The sequence below is a fragment of the Saccharopolyspora hirsuta genome (assembly GCF_008630535.1).
Lineage (GTDB): Bacteria > Actinomycetota > Actinomycetes > Mycobacteriales > Pseudonocardiaceae > Saccharopolyspora > Saccharopolyspora hirsuta.
The window spans coordinates 87,461-100,385 of sequence record NZ_VWPH01000018.1 but is presented as its reverse complement, the minus strand read 5'-3'; the positions used below and the strand labels follow the sequence as shown (position 1 = coordinate 100,385).

At 70.9% G+C, this 12,925-nt stretch carries 10 protein-coding genes and 1 tRNA gene; 7 read left to right on the top strand and 4 right to left on the bottom strand.

The features are described from left to right. Positions 1 to 48 precede the first annotated feature (48 nt). Positions 49 to 1,326, top strand: a complete 1,278-nt coding sequence (locus tag F1721_RS31155; protein ID WP_150070407.1) for a M14 family metallopeptidase — start codon at positions 49 to 51, stop codon at positions 1,324 to 1,326. Positions 1,327 to 1,378: 52 nt separating this feature from the next. On the opposite strand, the gene F1721_RS31150 is transcribed toward F1721_RS31155, so the two are convergent. Further along, entirely contained in the window at positions 1,379 to 2,422 is a 1,044-nt protein-coding gene (locus F1721_RS31150) for an isocitrate/isopropylmalate dehydrogenase family protein (RefSeq protein WP_246155415.1), read from the bottom strand. 118 nt (positions 2,423 to 2,540) lie between these two features. Here F1721_RS31150 and F1721_RS31145 point away from each other — a divergent pair, with 118 nt between their 5' ends. Beyond that, the gene (locus F1721_RS31145; RefSeq protein WP_150070406.1) at positions 2,541 to 4,106 is read left to right on the top strand and encodes an alkaline phosphatase D family protein; all 1,566 of its coding nucleotides are present in this window, start codon (positions 2,541 to 2,543) and stop codon (positions 4,104 to 4,106) included. Between the two features lie 432 nt (positions 4,107 to 4,538). Here F1721_RS31145 and aceE read toward each other — a convergent pair whose 3' ends face one another. Further along, entirely contained in the window at positions 4,539 to 7,307 is a 2,769-nt protein-coding gene (aceE, locus tag F1721_RS31140) for a pyruvate dehydrogenase (acetyl-transferring), homodimeric type (protein ID WP_150070405.1), read from the bottom strand. A gap of 293 nt (positions 7,308 to 7,600) precedes the next feature. Here aceE and F1721_RS31135 point away from each other — a divergent pair, with 293 nt between their 5' ends. From F1721_RS31135 to F1721_RS31120, 4 genes are all read left to right on the top strand, one after another. After that, positions 7,601 to 8,035 (top strand): DUF3052 domain-containing protein, encoded by a 435-nt coding sequence (locus F1721_RS31135; RefSeq protein ID WP_150070470.1) that lies wholly within the window; start codon positions 7,601 to 7,603, stop codon positions 8,033 to 8,035. A 178-nt stretch (positions 8,036 to 8,213) separates the two neighbouring features. Further along, positions 8,214 to 8,678, top strand: a complete 465-nt coding sequence (locus F1721_RS31130) for a peroxiredoxin (RefSeq protein WP_150070404.1) — start codon at positions 8,214 to 8,216, stop codon at positions 8,676 to 8,678. Positions 8,679 to 8,779: 101 nt separating this feature from the next. After that, positions 8,780 to 8,851 (top strand) — tRNA-Val (locus F1721_RS31125). Between the two features lie 201 nt (positions 8,852 to 9,052). Then, the gene (locus F1721_RS31120) at positions 9,053 to 9,328 is read left to right on the top strand and encodes a tryptophan-rich sensory protein (protein ID WP_246155414.1); all 276 of its coding nucleotides are present in this window, start codon (positions 9,053 to 9,055) and stop codon (positions 9,326 to 9,328) included. 80 nt (positions 9,329 to 9,408) lie between these two features. Here F1721_RS31120 and F1721_RS31115 read toward each other — a convergent pair whose 3' ends face one another. Continuing rightward, positions 9,409 to 10,767: a cryptochrome/photolyase family protein gene (locus tag F1721_RS31115; RefSeq protein WP_150070403.1), complete on the bottom strand. Its 1,359-nt coding sequence runs from the start codon at positions 10,765 to 10,767 to the stop codon at positions 9,409 to 9,411. Between the two features lie 148 nt (positions 10,768 to 10,915). Between F1721_RS31115 and F1721_RS31110 the strand changes: the two genes are divergently transcribed. Further along, positions 10,916 to 12,409, top strand: a complete 1,494-nt coding sequence (locus tag F1721_RS31110; protein ID WP_150070402.1) for an SDR family oxidoreductase — start codon at positions 10,916 to 10,918, stop codon at positions 12,407 to 12,409. Here F1721_RS31110 and F1721_RS31105 read toward each other — a convergent pair. Continuing rightward, positions 12,387 to 12,857 (bottom strand): YcxB family protein, encoded by a 471-nt coding sequence (locus F1721_RS31105; RefSeq protein WP_150070401.1) that lies wholly within the window; start codon positions 12,855 to 12,857, stop codon positions 12,387 to 12,389. The genes F1721_RS31110 and F1721_RS31105 overlap by 23 nt on opposite strands. Positions 12,858 to 12,925: the final 68 nt, after the last annotated feature.

Below are 12,925 nucleotides of genomic sequence, written 5' to 3'. Positions count from 1 at the left end.
TTCGGCGATGGTGTATACGCATGATCACAATCGCCGAAAGGGGTCGAAATGGGGCGTCTCGCGCGAAGCGCGGTGGTTCCGCTGGCCGTCTGCACCTTGCTGGTGGCGCCGACGGCGTCCGCCCAGGAGCGGGCCGCTGCACCGACGACGGGTTTCGAGCAGACCGACGGCAAGAGGTGGACGACGCCGGAGGAGGAGACCGAGTTCCTGCAGGCCGTTGACGAGGCGAGCGATGCCGTCTCGATCGAGGAGGTCGGCAGGAGCACGCAGGACCGCCCGCTGCGCCTGGTCCGCGTCGGCGCCCGGTCGGCGCGCACGACCGTGCTGTTCACCTGCTCGCAGCACGGCGACGAGCCGTCCGGTCGCGAGGCCTGCCTCAGCAGCATCCGCGACCTCGGCCTCGCCGAAGACCCGCAGACGCGCGATTTCCTGCGCACCACGAGCGTCCTGTTCGTGCCCAACGCCAACCCGGACGGCAACGTCGCCAACACCCGCGAGAACGCCGACGGCGTGGACATCAACCGCGACCACCTCGCGCTGAAGTCGCCCGAAGCGCGGGCCATCGCGCGGGTGGTGCGCGACGAGCGGCCCGACGTCGTGCACGACCTGCACGAGTACGGCGCCAAACCGCCGTACTACGTGAAGGACTTCCTCGCGCTGTGGCCGCGCAACCTCAACACCGCGGAAGGCGTGCACGGCGAGTCGGAGCGGCTGTCCGAGGAGTACGTCCGGCCTGCGGTCGAGGACGCCGGGTTCTCCACCGGCATCTACGGCATCTGGACCGACCCGGAGACCGGTGAGCCGATCAAGCAGGTCGCCGGTGACGGGCAGGAGCGGATCCTGCGCAACACCATCGGCGTCAAGAACGCCCTCGGCCTGCTGGTGGAGACCCGCGTCGACCCGCTGACCGAGGAGGAGCAGGCGGACCCGGCGGTGAACAACCACCGCCGCGTCGACTCCCAGCTGGCCGGGGTCGGTGCGACGCTGCGGATGATGTCCGAGCGCCGCGGCGAGATCGCGACCGCGACCGCGCAAGCCCGGCTGGCGGGCCTGCGCGACCAGGGCCCGATCTACTTCGGCGGTGCCGACAACGAACCGCCCGCCCCGGAGCAGGTCGACGAGAACCCGCCGTGCGGCTACCGCCTGACGGCCGACCAGTTCGGCGAGGTGCGCGACGAGCTCGACCTGCACGGCGTGCGCAGCATCCCCGGCCCGGACGGCTCGCGCGTGGTCCCGATGCGCCAGGAGGCCCGTTCCCTGGTCGCCCTGCTGCTCGACTCCCGCGCCGAGTTCCGCATCGCCGACGGGGAACCGCTGTCCTGCTGATCCGCAGTTGTGAGCGGCGATGGTGGCAAGGGCGACCATCGCCGCTCACGAGTCAGAGGCGGTCGATGACCGCTCGGGTCACGCCGTCGGTGCCGCACTCGGGGGTGCCGTCCGGTCGGAGCCGGACGGCACCTTCGGCGTAGGCGGCCGTCACCGCCGACTCGATCCGCTGCGCGGTGGCGGTGGCTCCGACGTGCTCCAGCAGCATCGCGGCGCTGCGGATCTGCGAGGTCGGGTTGGCCCGGCCGGTCCCGGCCAGCGACGGGGCGCTGCCGTGCACGGGCTCGAAGTACGCCGCGGTGTCGCCGATGTTGCCCGACGGGCACATGCCCAGCCCGCCGACCGTCGCCGCACCCAGATCGCTGAGCATGTCGCCGACGAAGTTCTCGGTGACCACCACGTCGAAGTGCCCCGGGTCGGCGACCAGGTCGTGGGCGGCGGCGTCGGTGTAGCGGTAGTCCGCCTCGACGTCCGGGTACTGCGCGGCGACCTCGTCGAAGATCGCGCAGAAGAACGCGAAGCTGCGCAGCACGTTGCTCTTGTCCACGCAGGTCACCCGCCGCACGCCGTCCTTCGGCGCCCCGGCGCGCTTGCGCGCCAGCTCGAAGGCGAACCGGGCGATCCGCTCGACCCCGACGCGGGTCATCAGCAGCTGGTCGCTGGCCGCGTGGGCGTTGCGGACCCCGCTGCCGCGCGAGAGGTACAGGCCCTCGGTGTTCTCGCGCACGATGACGTAGTCGATCGGTGAGCTGGCCTCCCGCACGCCGGGCAGCAGCCGGACCGGCCGCACGTTGGCGTAGGTGTCCAGACCGTTGCGCAGCACGCCGCCGAGAACGCCTGCCTCGGTGCCGTCCGGGTGCCGCACCTCGGGCAGCCCGACCGGACCTTTCAGCACGGCGTCGTAAGTGGTCCGGAAGCGCTCCAGCGCCCCTTCGGCCAACGGCGCACCGGTCTCGGTGAAGGTCCGCGCACCGCCGGGCTCGTCGGCGAACTCGATCGCGATCCCGTCGGCGTCCGCTGCCGCGGCGAGGACCTGCCGAGCGCTGCCCACCAGTTCGGGGCCGATCCCGTCGCCGTCGATGCACGCCACCAGCACCCGGGCATTATGGATCAATCGCGCCGCACTGTTCACCCAGCGGCCATGCGGGAGCGCCCGGCAGTTCGACCGCGCCGATGAAGATCATGCCGACCGCCGTTCGCCGTGAGGAGCCGAGGTGCCCGGAAAATCCCTGTCCCGCCGGTCGGTTCTGGTCGGCGGCGCGGTGCTCGCCGCCGCTGCGCCCGCGATCCCCGCCGCCGCTTCGGAGCTCCGCGGCGTCGGCCGACCGGTGCGCCCCGGCCAGCTGTTCACGCTCGGCGTCGCGTCCGGCGAGCCGCTCCCGCACGGCGTGGTGCTGTGGACCCGGCTGGCCCGCGATCCGCTGGCCGAGGACGGTCGCGGCGGGATGCCGGACCAGGAGATCAAGGTCGACTGGGAGATGGCGACCGACGAGCGGTTCAAGCACGTCGTGCAGCGCGGGCGGGCCGAGGCTGCACCGCGCGCGGCGCACAGCGTGCACGTCGAGGTCAACGGCCTGCGGCCCGGCACGGAGTACTTCTACCGGTTCCGCGCGCGGGGCGAGCTCTCGCCGGTCGGCCGCACCCGCACCGCCCCGGAGCCGGGTTCGCTCGGTGCGCTGACCATGTGCTTCGCCTCCTGCGCGCACTACGGCGAGGGCTTCTTCACCGCCTACCGGCGCATGGCCGAGGACGAGCCGGGCCTGATCCTGCACCTGGGCGACTACCAGTACGAGTACGCCGCCAGCACGAGCAAGGACGTGCGCGAGGTGCACGGCCCCGAGACCGTCACGCTGGCCAACTACCGGCAGCGGCACGCGCAGTACAAGACCGACCCGGACCTGCAGCTGGCGCACGCCACCGCGCCCTGGCTGGTCGTCCTCGACGACCACGAGGTGGAGAACAACTGGGCCGCCGACGTCCCGGAGGCGAAGTCCGAGACGCCGGGGCGGGCGTTCCTCGAGCGGCGCCGGGCCGCCTTCCAGGCGTACTACGAGAACATGCCGCTGCGGTGGGAGTCGGTGCCGCACGGCGACTCCATGCGGCTCTACCGGCGCCGCGCGTGGGGGTCGCTGGCGAACTTCTACATGCTCGACACCCGCCAGTACCGCGACGACCAGGCCTACGGCGACGGCAACAAGCCGGACGGCCCGGACCTGCACGTCCCTGGGCGCACCATCACCGGCAAGGACCAGGAGGTGTGGTTGCTGGACGGGCTGCGCGAGTCGCGGGCGCGGTGGGACGTGCTCGGCCAGCAGGTCTGGTTCGCCCAGATGGACCACGACCCGGGTCCGGCGAAGATCCTGCCGATGGACGCCTGGGACGGCTACCAGGCGTCGCGGCAGCGGATCAAGGCCGGTTTCGACACCGCCCGCAACGTCGTGGTGCTCACCGGTGACGTGCACTCGCACTGGGCGGCCGACCTCAAGGACGACTTCGACGACTCGCGGTCGCGCACCGTCGCCGTGGAGCTGACCACCACCTCCATCACGTCCGGCGGCGACGGCTCGGACACCAGCGAGGGCGGCGACAAGCTCAAGGCCGCCAACGAGCACGTGCACTTCTACAGCGCCCGCCGCGGCTACGTGCGCACCCGGATCACCCCGGACCTGGTCCGCGCCGACTACCGGGTGCTGCCGCACGTCTCGAAGCCCGGCGCCCCGGCGACGACGGCGGCCAGCTTCGTCACCCAGGACCGCGACCCCGGCCTCCACGCGGTCTGACCAGCCGCAGGCACCGGGTGATCCGCGATTTCAATGAGGTTTATCCAACCTCGTTCTGCGTGGCGGTGCCGGTGGCGGAACCTCAGCGCCCGCCTGGACTCCGGGGTCCCTGACTTATGTATGACCCGATACACGGCGTCAGGGCCGTCCTCGCCAGGCGAACGCTGAGAACCCGCGGCGGTGCGAGTTGCGAGGGTGGGTTATGCGCCTGCGGCGCATGCGACACCTGCCGACCGGTGCAGTTCGCCCTTCGCAGCTGCGGTCCACGGACAGGATGAAAAAGGCTCAATGGAAATCGGACATGCGATTTCCATTGAAATCGCGGTCGGACCTCCACCGGCACGCCGTGGGACCGCAGTTTCAGTTGAAACTGCTCCTCGACGGAAGCGAGGGGTACCTCCCGGCCGGAGGTACCCCTCGCGCACTGCTCGGTCAGGCGACGCCGGGGTCCGAGGTCTGCGGCCCGGCGGCCTGGACGTCGTCCAGGCGGTAGCGGCGGGTCGCCTCGACGACCTGGGACTGGTCCACCAGACCGGCCCGCGCCAGCGCGGCCAGCGTCGCGACCACAGTGGACTCCGCGTCGACCAGGAACACCCGCCGCGCGGCCGGGCGGGTGTCGGAGAACCCGAACCCGTCCGCACCGAGGCTGACCATCTCGCCCGGCACCCACGGCCGGATCAGGTCCGGCACCGCGCGCATCCAGTCGCTGACCGCGACCACCGGCCCCTCGGCGTGCGCCAGCGCCCGCGTCACGTGCGGGACCTGCGGTTCGGCCTCCGGGTGCAGCAGGTTGTGCCGGTCGGCGGCCTCGGCCTCGCGCCGCAGCTGCGACCAGGACGTCGCCGACCACACGTCGGCCTGCACGCCCCACTCCTCGGCGAGCATCTGCTGCGCCTTCAGCGCCAGCGGCATGCTCACGCCCGAGGTGAGGATCTGCGCCTTCGGCCCCGACCCGCCGGGCGCCGCCTGGTAGCGGTACAGACCGCGCAGCAGCGCGTCGACGTCGAGGTCGGCCGGTTCGGCGGGCTGCTGGTAGGGCTCGTTGTAGACGGTCAGGTAGTAGAAGACGTTCTCGGCGTCCTCCCCGTACATCCGCCGCAGGCCGTCCTTGACGATGTGCGCCACCTCGAACGCCCACGCCGGGTCGTAGGCGACCACCGCCGGGTTCGTCGCGGCGATCAGCTGCGAGTGCCCGTCGGCGTGCTGCAGGCCCTCACCGGTCAGCGTGGTCCGCCCGGCGGTCGCGCCGAGCACGAAGCCGCGGGCCATCTGGTCGGCGGCGGCCCAGAAGCCGTCGCCGGTGCGCTGGAAGCCGAACATCGAGTAGAAGATGTAGATCGGGATCATCGGCTCGCCGTGCGTGGCGTAGCTGGTGCCCGCCGCGGTGAACGACGCGGTCGACCCGGCCTCGTTGATGCCCTCGTGCAGGATCTGCCCCTGCTCGCTCTCCCGGTAGGCCAGCATCAGCTGGTAGTCCACCGGCGTGTAGAGCTGGCCGAGCGGGTTGTAGATCTTCTGCGACGGGAACATCGAGTCCATGCCGAACGTCCGCGCCTCGTCCGGGATGATCGGCACGATCCGCGGCCCGATCTCCTTGTCCTTGGCGAGGTCCTTGAGCAGCCGGACGAACGCCATCGTGGTGGCGACCTCCTGCTTGCCCGAGCCCTTCCGGATCACGTCGTAGACCTTGTCGCCGGGCAGCACCAGCGGCTTGGCCTTGGCCCGCCGCTCCGGCAGGTACCCGCCCAGCTGGCGGCGCCGGTCCTGCAGGTACTGGATCTCCGGCGCGTCCTGGCCGGGGTGGTAGTACGGCGGCAGGTAGGGGTCGAGCTGGTCGTCGTCGATCGGGATCCGCAGGCTGTCCCGGAACAGCTTCAGGTCGTCCAGGGTCAGCTTCTTCATCTGGTGGGTGGCGTTGCGGCCCTCGAAGTGCGGGCCGAGGCCGTAGCCCTTGATCGTCTTCGCCAGGATGACGGTCGGCTGGCCGTGGTGCTCGGTGGCCGCCTTGTACGCCGCGTAGATCTTGCGGTAGTCGTGCCCGCCGCGGCGCAGGCCCCAGATCTCGTCGTCGGAGAGGTGCTTGACCATCTCCTTGGTGCGCGGGTCGCGGCCGAAGAAGTGCTCCCGGACGAAGGCGCCGTCGTTGGCCTTGTAGGTCTGGTAGTCGCCGTCCGGGGTGGTGTTCATCAGGTTGACCAGCGCGCCGTCGCGGTCGGCGTGCAGCAGGGCGTCCCACTCGCGGCCCCAGATCACCTTGATCACGTTCCACCCGGCGCCGCGGAAGAACGCCTCCAGCTCCTGGATGATCTTGCCGTTGCCGCGCACCGGCCCGTCCAGCTGCTGCAGGTTGCAGTTGATCACGAAGGTGAGGTTGTCCAGCCCGTCGTTGGCGGCGACCTGGAGCAGCCCGCGCGACTCCGGCTCGTTCATCTCACCGTCGCCGAGGAACGCCCACACCCGCTGCTGGCTGGTGTCCTTGATGCCGCGATCGTGCAGGTAGCGGTCGAACCGGGCCTGGTAGATCGCGTTCATCGGGCCCAGCCCCATGGAAACGGTGGGGAACTCCCAGAAGTCCGGCATCAGCCGCGGGTGCGGGTAGGACGGCAGCCCGCCGCCGGGACCGGCGTGCGAGTACTCCTGGCGGAACCCGTCGAGCTGCTGGGCGGACAACCGGCCCTCGAGGAACGCGCGGGCGTAGATGCCGGGGGAGGCGTGGCCCTGGATGTAGAGGTGGTCACCGCCGCCGGGGTGGTCCTTGCCCCGGAAGAACCAGTTGAACCCGACCTCGTAGAGGCTGGCGGAGGACGCGAACGACGAGATGTGGCCGCCCACGCCGACCCCCGGCCGCTGCGCCCGGTGCACCATCATCGCCGCGTTCCAGCGCATCCAGGCGCGGTAGCGGCGCTCGGTCTCCTCGTCGCCGGGGAACCAGGGCTCCTGCTCGGTGGGGATGCTGTTGACGTAGTCGGTGCTGGTCAGCGAGGGGACGCCGACGCCGCTCTCGCGGGCGCGCTGCAGCAGCCGGAGCATCAGGTAGCGCGCGCGCTGCTGCCCGTGGCCGGACAGCACCGAGTCGAAGGACTGCAGCCACTCCTCGGTCTCCTCCGGATCGATGTCCGGCAGGTGGGAGGCGAGACCGTCCCGGATGACCCGAACCCGCTGGGTGGGGGCGGCACCGGCGTCGTTGTTGAGCGGGGACAAGGCGAACTCCTCGACTGCGTCGTGGCTGTGGCAGGGCGTTCGAACAGTGATGTCGAACACTGTCATCGTCCCCCATTTCGGCCACGGATGCGTGCACCGTCGACGGCCGCGCCGCCGACCAGGCTGTTGGTGGGGGGTTTCCCGGTCTACAGTCATGGCCTGACCGCTGCTGCGGCGTGTCGTGCCGTCAGCAGTTGCGCCGGTGGCGGTCGGCAGTGTTCGCTATCGGCCATATCTGGAAGGTGTGCGGCGCCGCGGGTGCCGCACCGGTGCATTGGAGGAGTGAGCAAACCGTGGTCGCCGCGGGAGACGCCGGTAAAGGCGAAGCCGACGTCGCCGAGAGGCTCGACATCGAGCCCGAGATGGTTGTCCAGGAAATCGGCTGGGACGAGGATGTCGATGATGATGTCCGGGCCGCGATCGAGGAGCGTTGCGGGAGCGATCTGCTCGACGAAGATGCCGACGAAGTGGTCGATGTCGTGCTGCTCTGGTGGCGCGAAGACGACGGTGACCTGACGGACACGCTTCTCGACGTCATGACGCCGCTGTCCGACGAGGGGGTCATCTGGGTGCTGACCCCGAAGACCGGCCGGGACGGGTCCGTCGACCCGGCCGACATCACGGAAGCGGCATCGACGGCGAACCTGGCCCAGACGGCCAACGTCACCGTCAGCGACGGGTGGAAGGGCACCCGCCTGGCCTACCGCTCGACGAAGGCCAAGCGCTGACGTCGACGACATCCAGCGACGTGGGCACCGGTGATCAACGCCGGTGCCCACGTCGCTGTTCGGGCGGTTGATCGGCCCGGCTCCCGGAGTCCACCTGGTGAGCTCATCGGTGCCCCGGTCGGCCCGGTCGGTGTAGGTTCGGCGATGACAAGGTCACGTGGAACAGGAGGGTTCGCCCATGACGGTCGAGGTCGGTGCGCAGGCGCCGGACTTCACGCTGCCGGACTACAACAAGGAGAAGGTCTCGCTGGCCGACTTCCGCGGCAAGAAGAACGTCCTGCTGGTCTTCTACCCGTTCGCGTTCAGCGGGATCTGCCAGGGCGAGCTCTGCCAGGTCCGGGACGACCTCAGCGACTTCCAGAACGACGACGTCCAGGTCCTGGGCGTGTCGGTGGACTCCCCGTTCGCGCTGAAGGCGTGGGCGGACAAGGAGGGCTACACCTTCCCGCTGCTGTCGGACTTCTGGCCGCACGGCGAGGTCGCCAAGGCCTACGGCGTGTTCAACGAGGCGGCTGGCATGGCCAACCGCGGCACCTTCCTGATCGACACCGAGGGCAAGGTCCGCTTCGCCGAGGTGAACCAGCCGGGCGAGGCCCGCGACCAGGACGTCTGGAAGAAGGCCCTGGCCGGGCTCAAGGCCTGACCCAGCACGCAGCAGGTGGCCGACCGGGTGTCCGGATCGCCCCGACCCGGAGGTAAGGTGTCGGCGGTGATCAGCCGAGCCCCCGGCCCGGCCACCACCCAGGGCGCATAGCTCAGCGGAAGAGCACTTGCCTTACAAGCAAGGGGTCGTAGGTTCGAACCCTACTGCGCCCACCGCATATGCCCTGACCTGCGAAGATATGGGAAGCCTGCGATCTGGGGGCCGCTGCTCCGGACGCGGCGGTCGGCCGTGCGCCAGCATCGGCCGCGCGGTGCCTGCGTCGAGCGGCTGCTCGACCGGGGCGGGCGCTGCGGGCAGCAGATGATCACGATGCCGCACGCTCCCGATCGGCGCGGATCAGGTGGAGGCACCGCATGCTCGCTGGAATGCGGTGCTCGAAGCGGGAGGTGGCCGTCGCCGCAGCGGTTTCCGTCGGCGCAGTGCTGGTCGTCGCGGTGATCGGATCGATCGCCGCGGCCACGTCCGCCGAGCAGTGCGCCGCGCTGCGACTACCGCGATGGGTCCCGCCGCCGTGGCTGTTCGGTCCGGTGTGGACGGTCTTGTGCGCCTTGCTGGCGGTCGCGGGATGGCGTGCCTGGTCGCAGGGCCAGGGCGGTCGCGCGGTCTCGCGATGGCTTGGTACGGCGTGAACCTGGTGCTGAACGCGGCGTGGACGCTGTTCGCCACGGTGCTCAACGTGGCGATCGTCGTGCTGGACTGATCGCCGGTGTCACGGTTTTCCGCGGCTGGCGCGGAACTGCGCGTTGGCCGCGTCGACGTCGACGACAGGAGCGGGGTAGCCGAGGCGGGCGAGGTCGGCGGGGTCCAGGAGCTGCGGATCGTGCAGCACCTCCGCGGGCAGGGTGCGCAGTTCCGGGACGTAGCGGCGGATGTACTCGCCGGTCGGGTCGTACCGCTGGGCTTGGCGGACCGGGTTGAGCACCCGGTTGGGGCGGGTGTCGGTGCCGGTGCCCGCCATCCACTGCCAGTTCATGCTGTTGTTGGCGACGTCGCCGTCCACCAGCAGGTCGAGGAAGTGCTGGGCGCCCAGGCGCCAGTCGAGGTGGAGCGTCTTCGCCAGGAAGCTGGCAGTGATCATCCGCGCCCGGTTGTGCATCCAGCCCTCCGCCGCGAGCTGGCGCATCCCGGCGTCCACGAGGGGAACGCCGGTTCGGCCCTCGCGCCACGCCCGGAACGCTTCCGGATCGTCGCGCCACCGATCGCCCCTCGGGCGGTAGTCGCGGTGGCTGGACTCGGGGCGAGCGGCGAGCACCTGGTGGTGGAAGTCCCGCCAGGCGAGTTGGCGGACGAACGCGCGCTCGGACGTGCTGTTCCCGGCGCGGTGGACGAGTTCGACCGGGGACACGCAGCCGAAGTGCAAGTACGGGGACAGCCGCGACGTCGCGTCGTCGGCGAGGTCGTCGTGCCCGCTCTCGTACTCCGCGATTCCGCCGGTGAACCACTGCTGCGCGAGCTGCCGTCCTGCGGACTCCCCGCCGGTCGGCAGCTCCGGCGACAGGTCACCGGGGCAGAGCTCCTCGCGGGCGGGAAGCCTTCCGGTCCGCACCTGCGGCACCCGCAGCGCCTCGGGCACGTCCGCGGTGCGCCGCACGGGTGCGGCGGCCCAGCGGCGGAAGTACGGGGTGAACACGGCGAAGTGGTCCTTGCCACCCGGGACGAGTTCGCCCGGTGGCTGCGCGGTCACCACGGAGTCGTGGACGTGCAGCGCGCACCCGCGGGTGCTCAGGGCTCGCCGCAGGCTGACCTCGCGGGCTCGCGCGTAGGCGCTGACATCGGCGGCCACGTGGACTTCGGCCGCGCCGACCTCGTCCGCCAGCCTCGCGACCTCGGTTGCGGGAGTGCCCGTTCGCACGACCAGACCGCCGCCGAGCTCGCCGAGCGAAGCACGGAGGTCCCGGAGGCAGTCCAGCAGGAAAGCGGTGCGGTTGGGGCGGGTGAAGGGGCCCCGGAGCACCACTTCGTCGAGCACGAAGAGGGGGACCACCTGATCGGCCCGTGCAGCCTGCTGCAGGACCGGGTTGTCGCGGATCCGCAGGTCGCGGGTGAACAGGCAGATCGTCGTGCGCAAATGATTTTCCGCCCTCGTGCCAGGGAGTTCGTTCGAGGCTATCAGCCTGCGAAGTCGTGAGCCCCCGCCGAGGAACGGAGTGCCGGAGGCCCCCCGATCGGGGCGCGAGGTCTGCTTGGCAGGTGCGGAGCCGGGGTATCCGGTGCGGATGGGAATCGAGGGATCGAGGTTGTGCGTGGTGACCGGAGCTACCGGTTACGTGGGCGGGCGGCTCGTGCCGCGGCTGCTGGCCAGCGGGTACCGGGTGCGCTGCCTGGTGCGGACTCCGGAGAAGCTCCGCGACGTGCCGTGGCGCGATCAGGTCGAGGTGGTGCGCGGGGATCTGCTCGACGACGGTGCGGTGCGCGCGGCGTGCGACGGCGCGGACGTCCTGTACTACCTGGTGCACTCCTTGCAGCAGAAGGAATTCGGCGATCTGGACCGGCGGGCGGCGACCATCGCGGGGCGGGCCGCGCGGCAGGCCGGGGTGACGCGGATCGTGTACCTCGGCGGAGTGCACCCGAGGACCGGGCAGCTGTCCGAGCACCTGCGGTCGCGGGCCGAGGTGGGGGAGACGTTGCTGCGCAGCGGGGTGCCGACCGCCGTGCTGCAGGCCGCGGTGATCATCGGCTCGGGCTCGGCCAGCTTCGAGATGCTGCGCTACCTCACCGAGCGCTTGCCGGCGATGGTCACGCCCCGCTGGGTGAGCAACCGGGTCCAGCCGATCGCCGTGCGGGACGTGCTGCACTACCTGGTCGGTGCGGCGGAGTTGCCCACCGAGGTCAGCCGCCCCTTCGACATCGGCGGGCCGGACGTCCTGACCTATGCGGAGATGATGCGCACCTACGCCGCGGTGGCCGGATTGCCGCGGCGGCTGATGCTGCCGGTCAGCGTCCTGTCGCCCGAGCTGAGCTCGCTGTGGATCAACATCGTCACCCCGGTGCCCCGCAGCATCGGGATGCCGCTCATCGAGTCGCTGATCAACGAGGCGGTCTGCGCCGAGCACGACATCGACGAGCACATCCCGCACCCCGAGGGCGGGCTGACGGGCTTCCGGGACGCCGTCGCGCTGGCGCTGCGCAAGATCCAGCGCGGTGAGGTCGAGACGCGGTGGTCGGACGCCTCACCGGTCAGCGCCCCGTGGGAGCCGCTGCCGTCCGACCCCGAGTGGTCCGGGGGCACGGTCTACCGGGATGTGCGCGAGCGGGTCACCGGCGCGTCCCCCGAAGCCGTCTGGCGGGTCGTCGAAGGGATCGGGGGGCGAAACGGCTGGTACTCCTTCCCGCTGGCCTGGGCGGTGCGGGGGTGGATCGACAGGCTGCTGGGTGGCGTCGGGCTGCGTCGCGGACGGCGCGATCCGCAGCGGCTGCGGACGGGCGAGGCGCTCGACTGGTGGCGGGTCGAGGAGTTGGCGGAGGGGCGCTTCCTCCGGCTGCGGGCCGAGATGAGGGTGCCGGGCCAGGCGTGGTTGGAGCTGTCCGTGGAGCCCGCGAACGGGGGAGCGAGGTACCGGCAGCGCGCGGTGTTCATCCCGCGCGGCCTGCTGGGGCACCTCTACTGGTGGGCGGTGGCTCCGTTGCACGGGCTGGTCTTCGGCGGCATGGCGCCGAGGATCCTCGGCGCCGCCGAGGGGCGCGTGGTCACCTCGGCAGGTTCGCGGTGAAGGCGCTGAACTGCGCCTGCTGCTCGGGAGCCATCAGGTCCTTGGGGATGGTCAGGGCCTGGGCCTTGCCGAACATCGCGTACCAGACCTCGGGCGTTTCGACGACGCGGTCGAGGCCTTGCCAGCGGAAGCGGGACTCCACCAGGGGGTAGCTCACCTGGGCCCACTCGTCGGTCAGGGACAGGTGGTAGCCCTGCTTGACGGCCGCGGACTGCATGCGCATCCCCGATGCCACCGTTATCGGGACGACGGCGAACAGCAGGGCCAAGCCGCCTGCGGTGATGCCGTAGCCCGCGGGTGAGGTCAGGTCGAGCGCGATGAGCGCTGCTCCCAGGACGACGAAGGCCACGCCCAGGATGCGGTAGGGCTTCATCTGGCGGTTGGCGAGGAAGCGCAGGGTGCGTCGCAGGCGCTGTTCGTCGTAGGGGACCGAGATCGAGATCTGCACCCGTGCAGCTTAGAGCTCCGAAGGCCCCGGGAGTGCGATGTTCTCGCAGCGCACGGATGTTCCGCGAA

Coding starts and splice junctions, on each gene's coding strand:
- F1721_RS31155 (WP_150070407.1), top strand. CDS start 49: ATGGGGCGTCTCGCGCGAAGCGCGGTGGTTCCGCTGGCCGTCTGCACC.
- F1721_RS31130 (WP_150070404.1), top strand. CDS start 8,214: ATGACGGTCGAGGTCGGTGCGCAGGCGCCGGACTTCACGCTGCCGGAC.
- F1721_RS31120 (WP_246155414.1), top strand. CDS start 9,053: ATGCTCGCTGGAATGCGGTGCTCGAAGCGGGAGGTGGCCGTCGCCGCA.
- F1721_RS31110 (WP_150070402.1), top strand. CDS start 10,916: ATGGGAATCGAGGGATCGAGGTTGTGCGTGGTGACCGGAGCTACCGGT.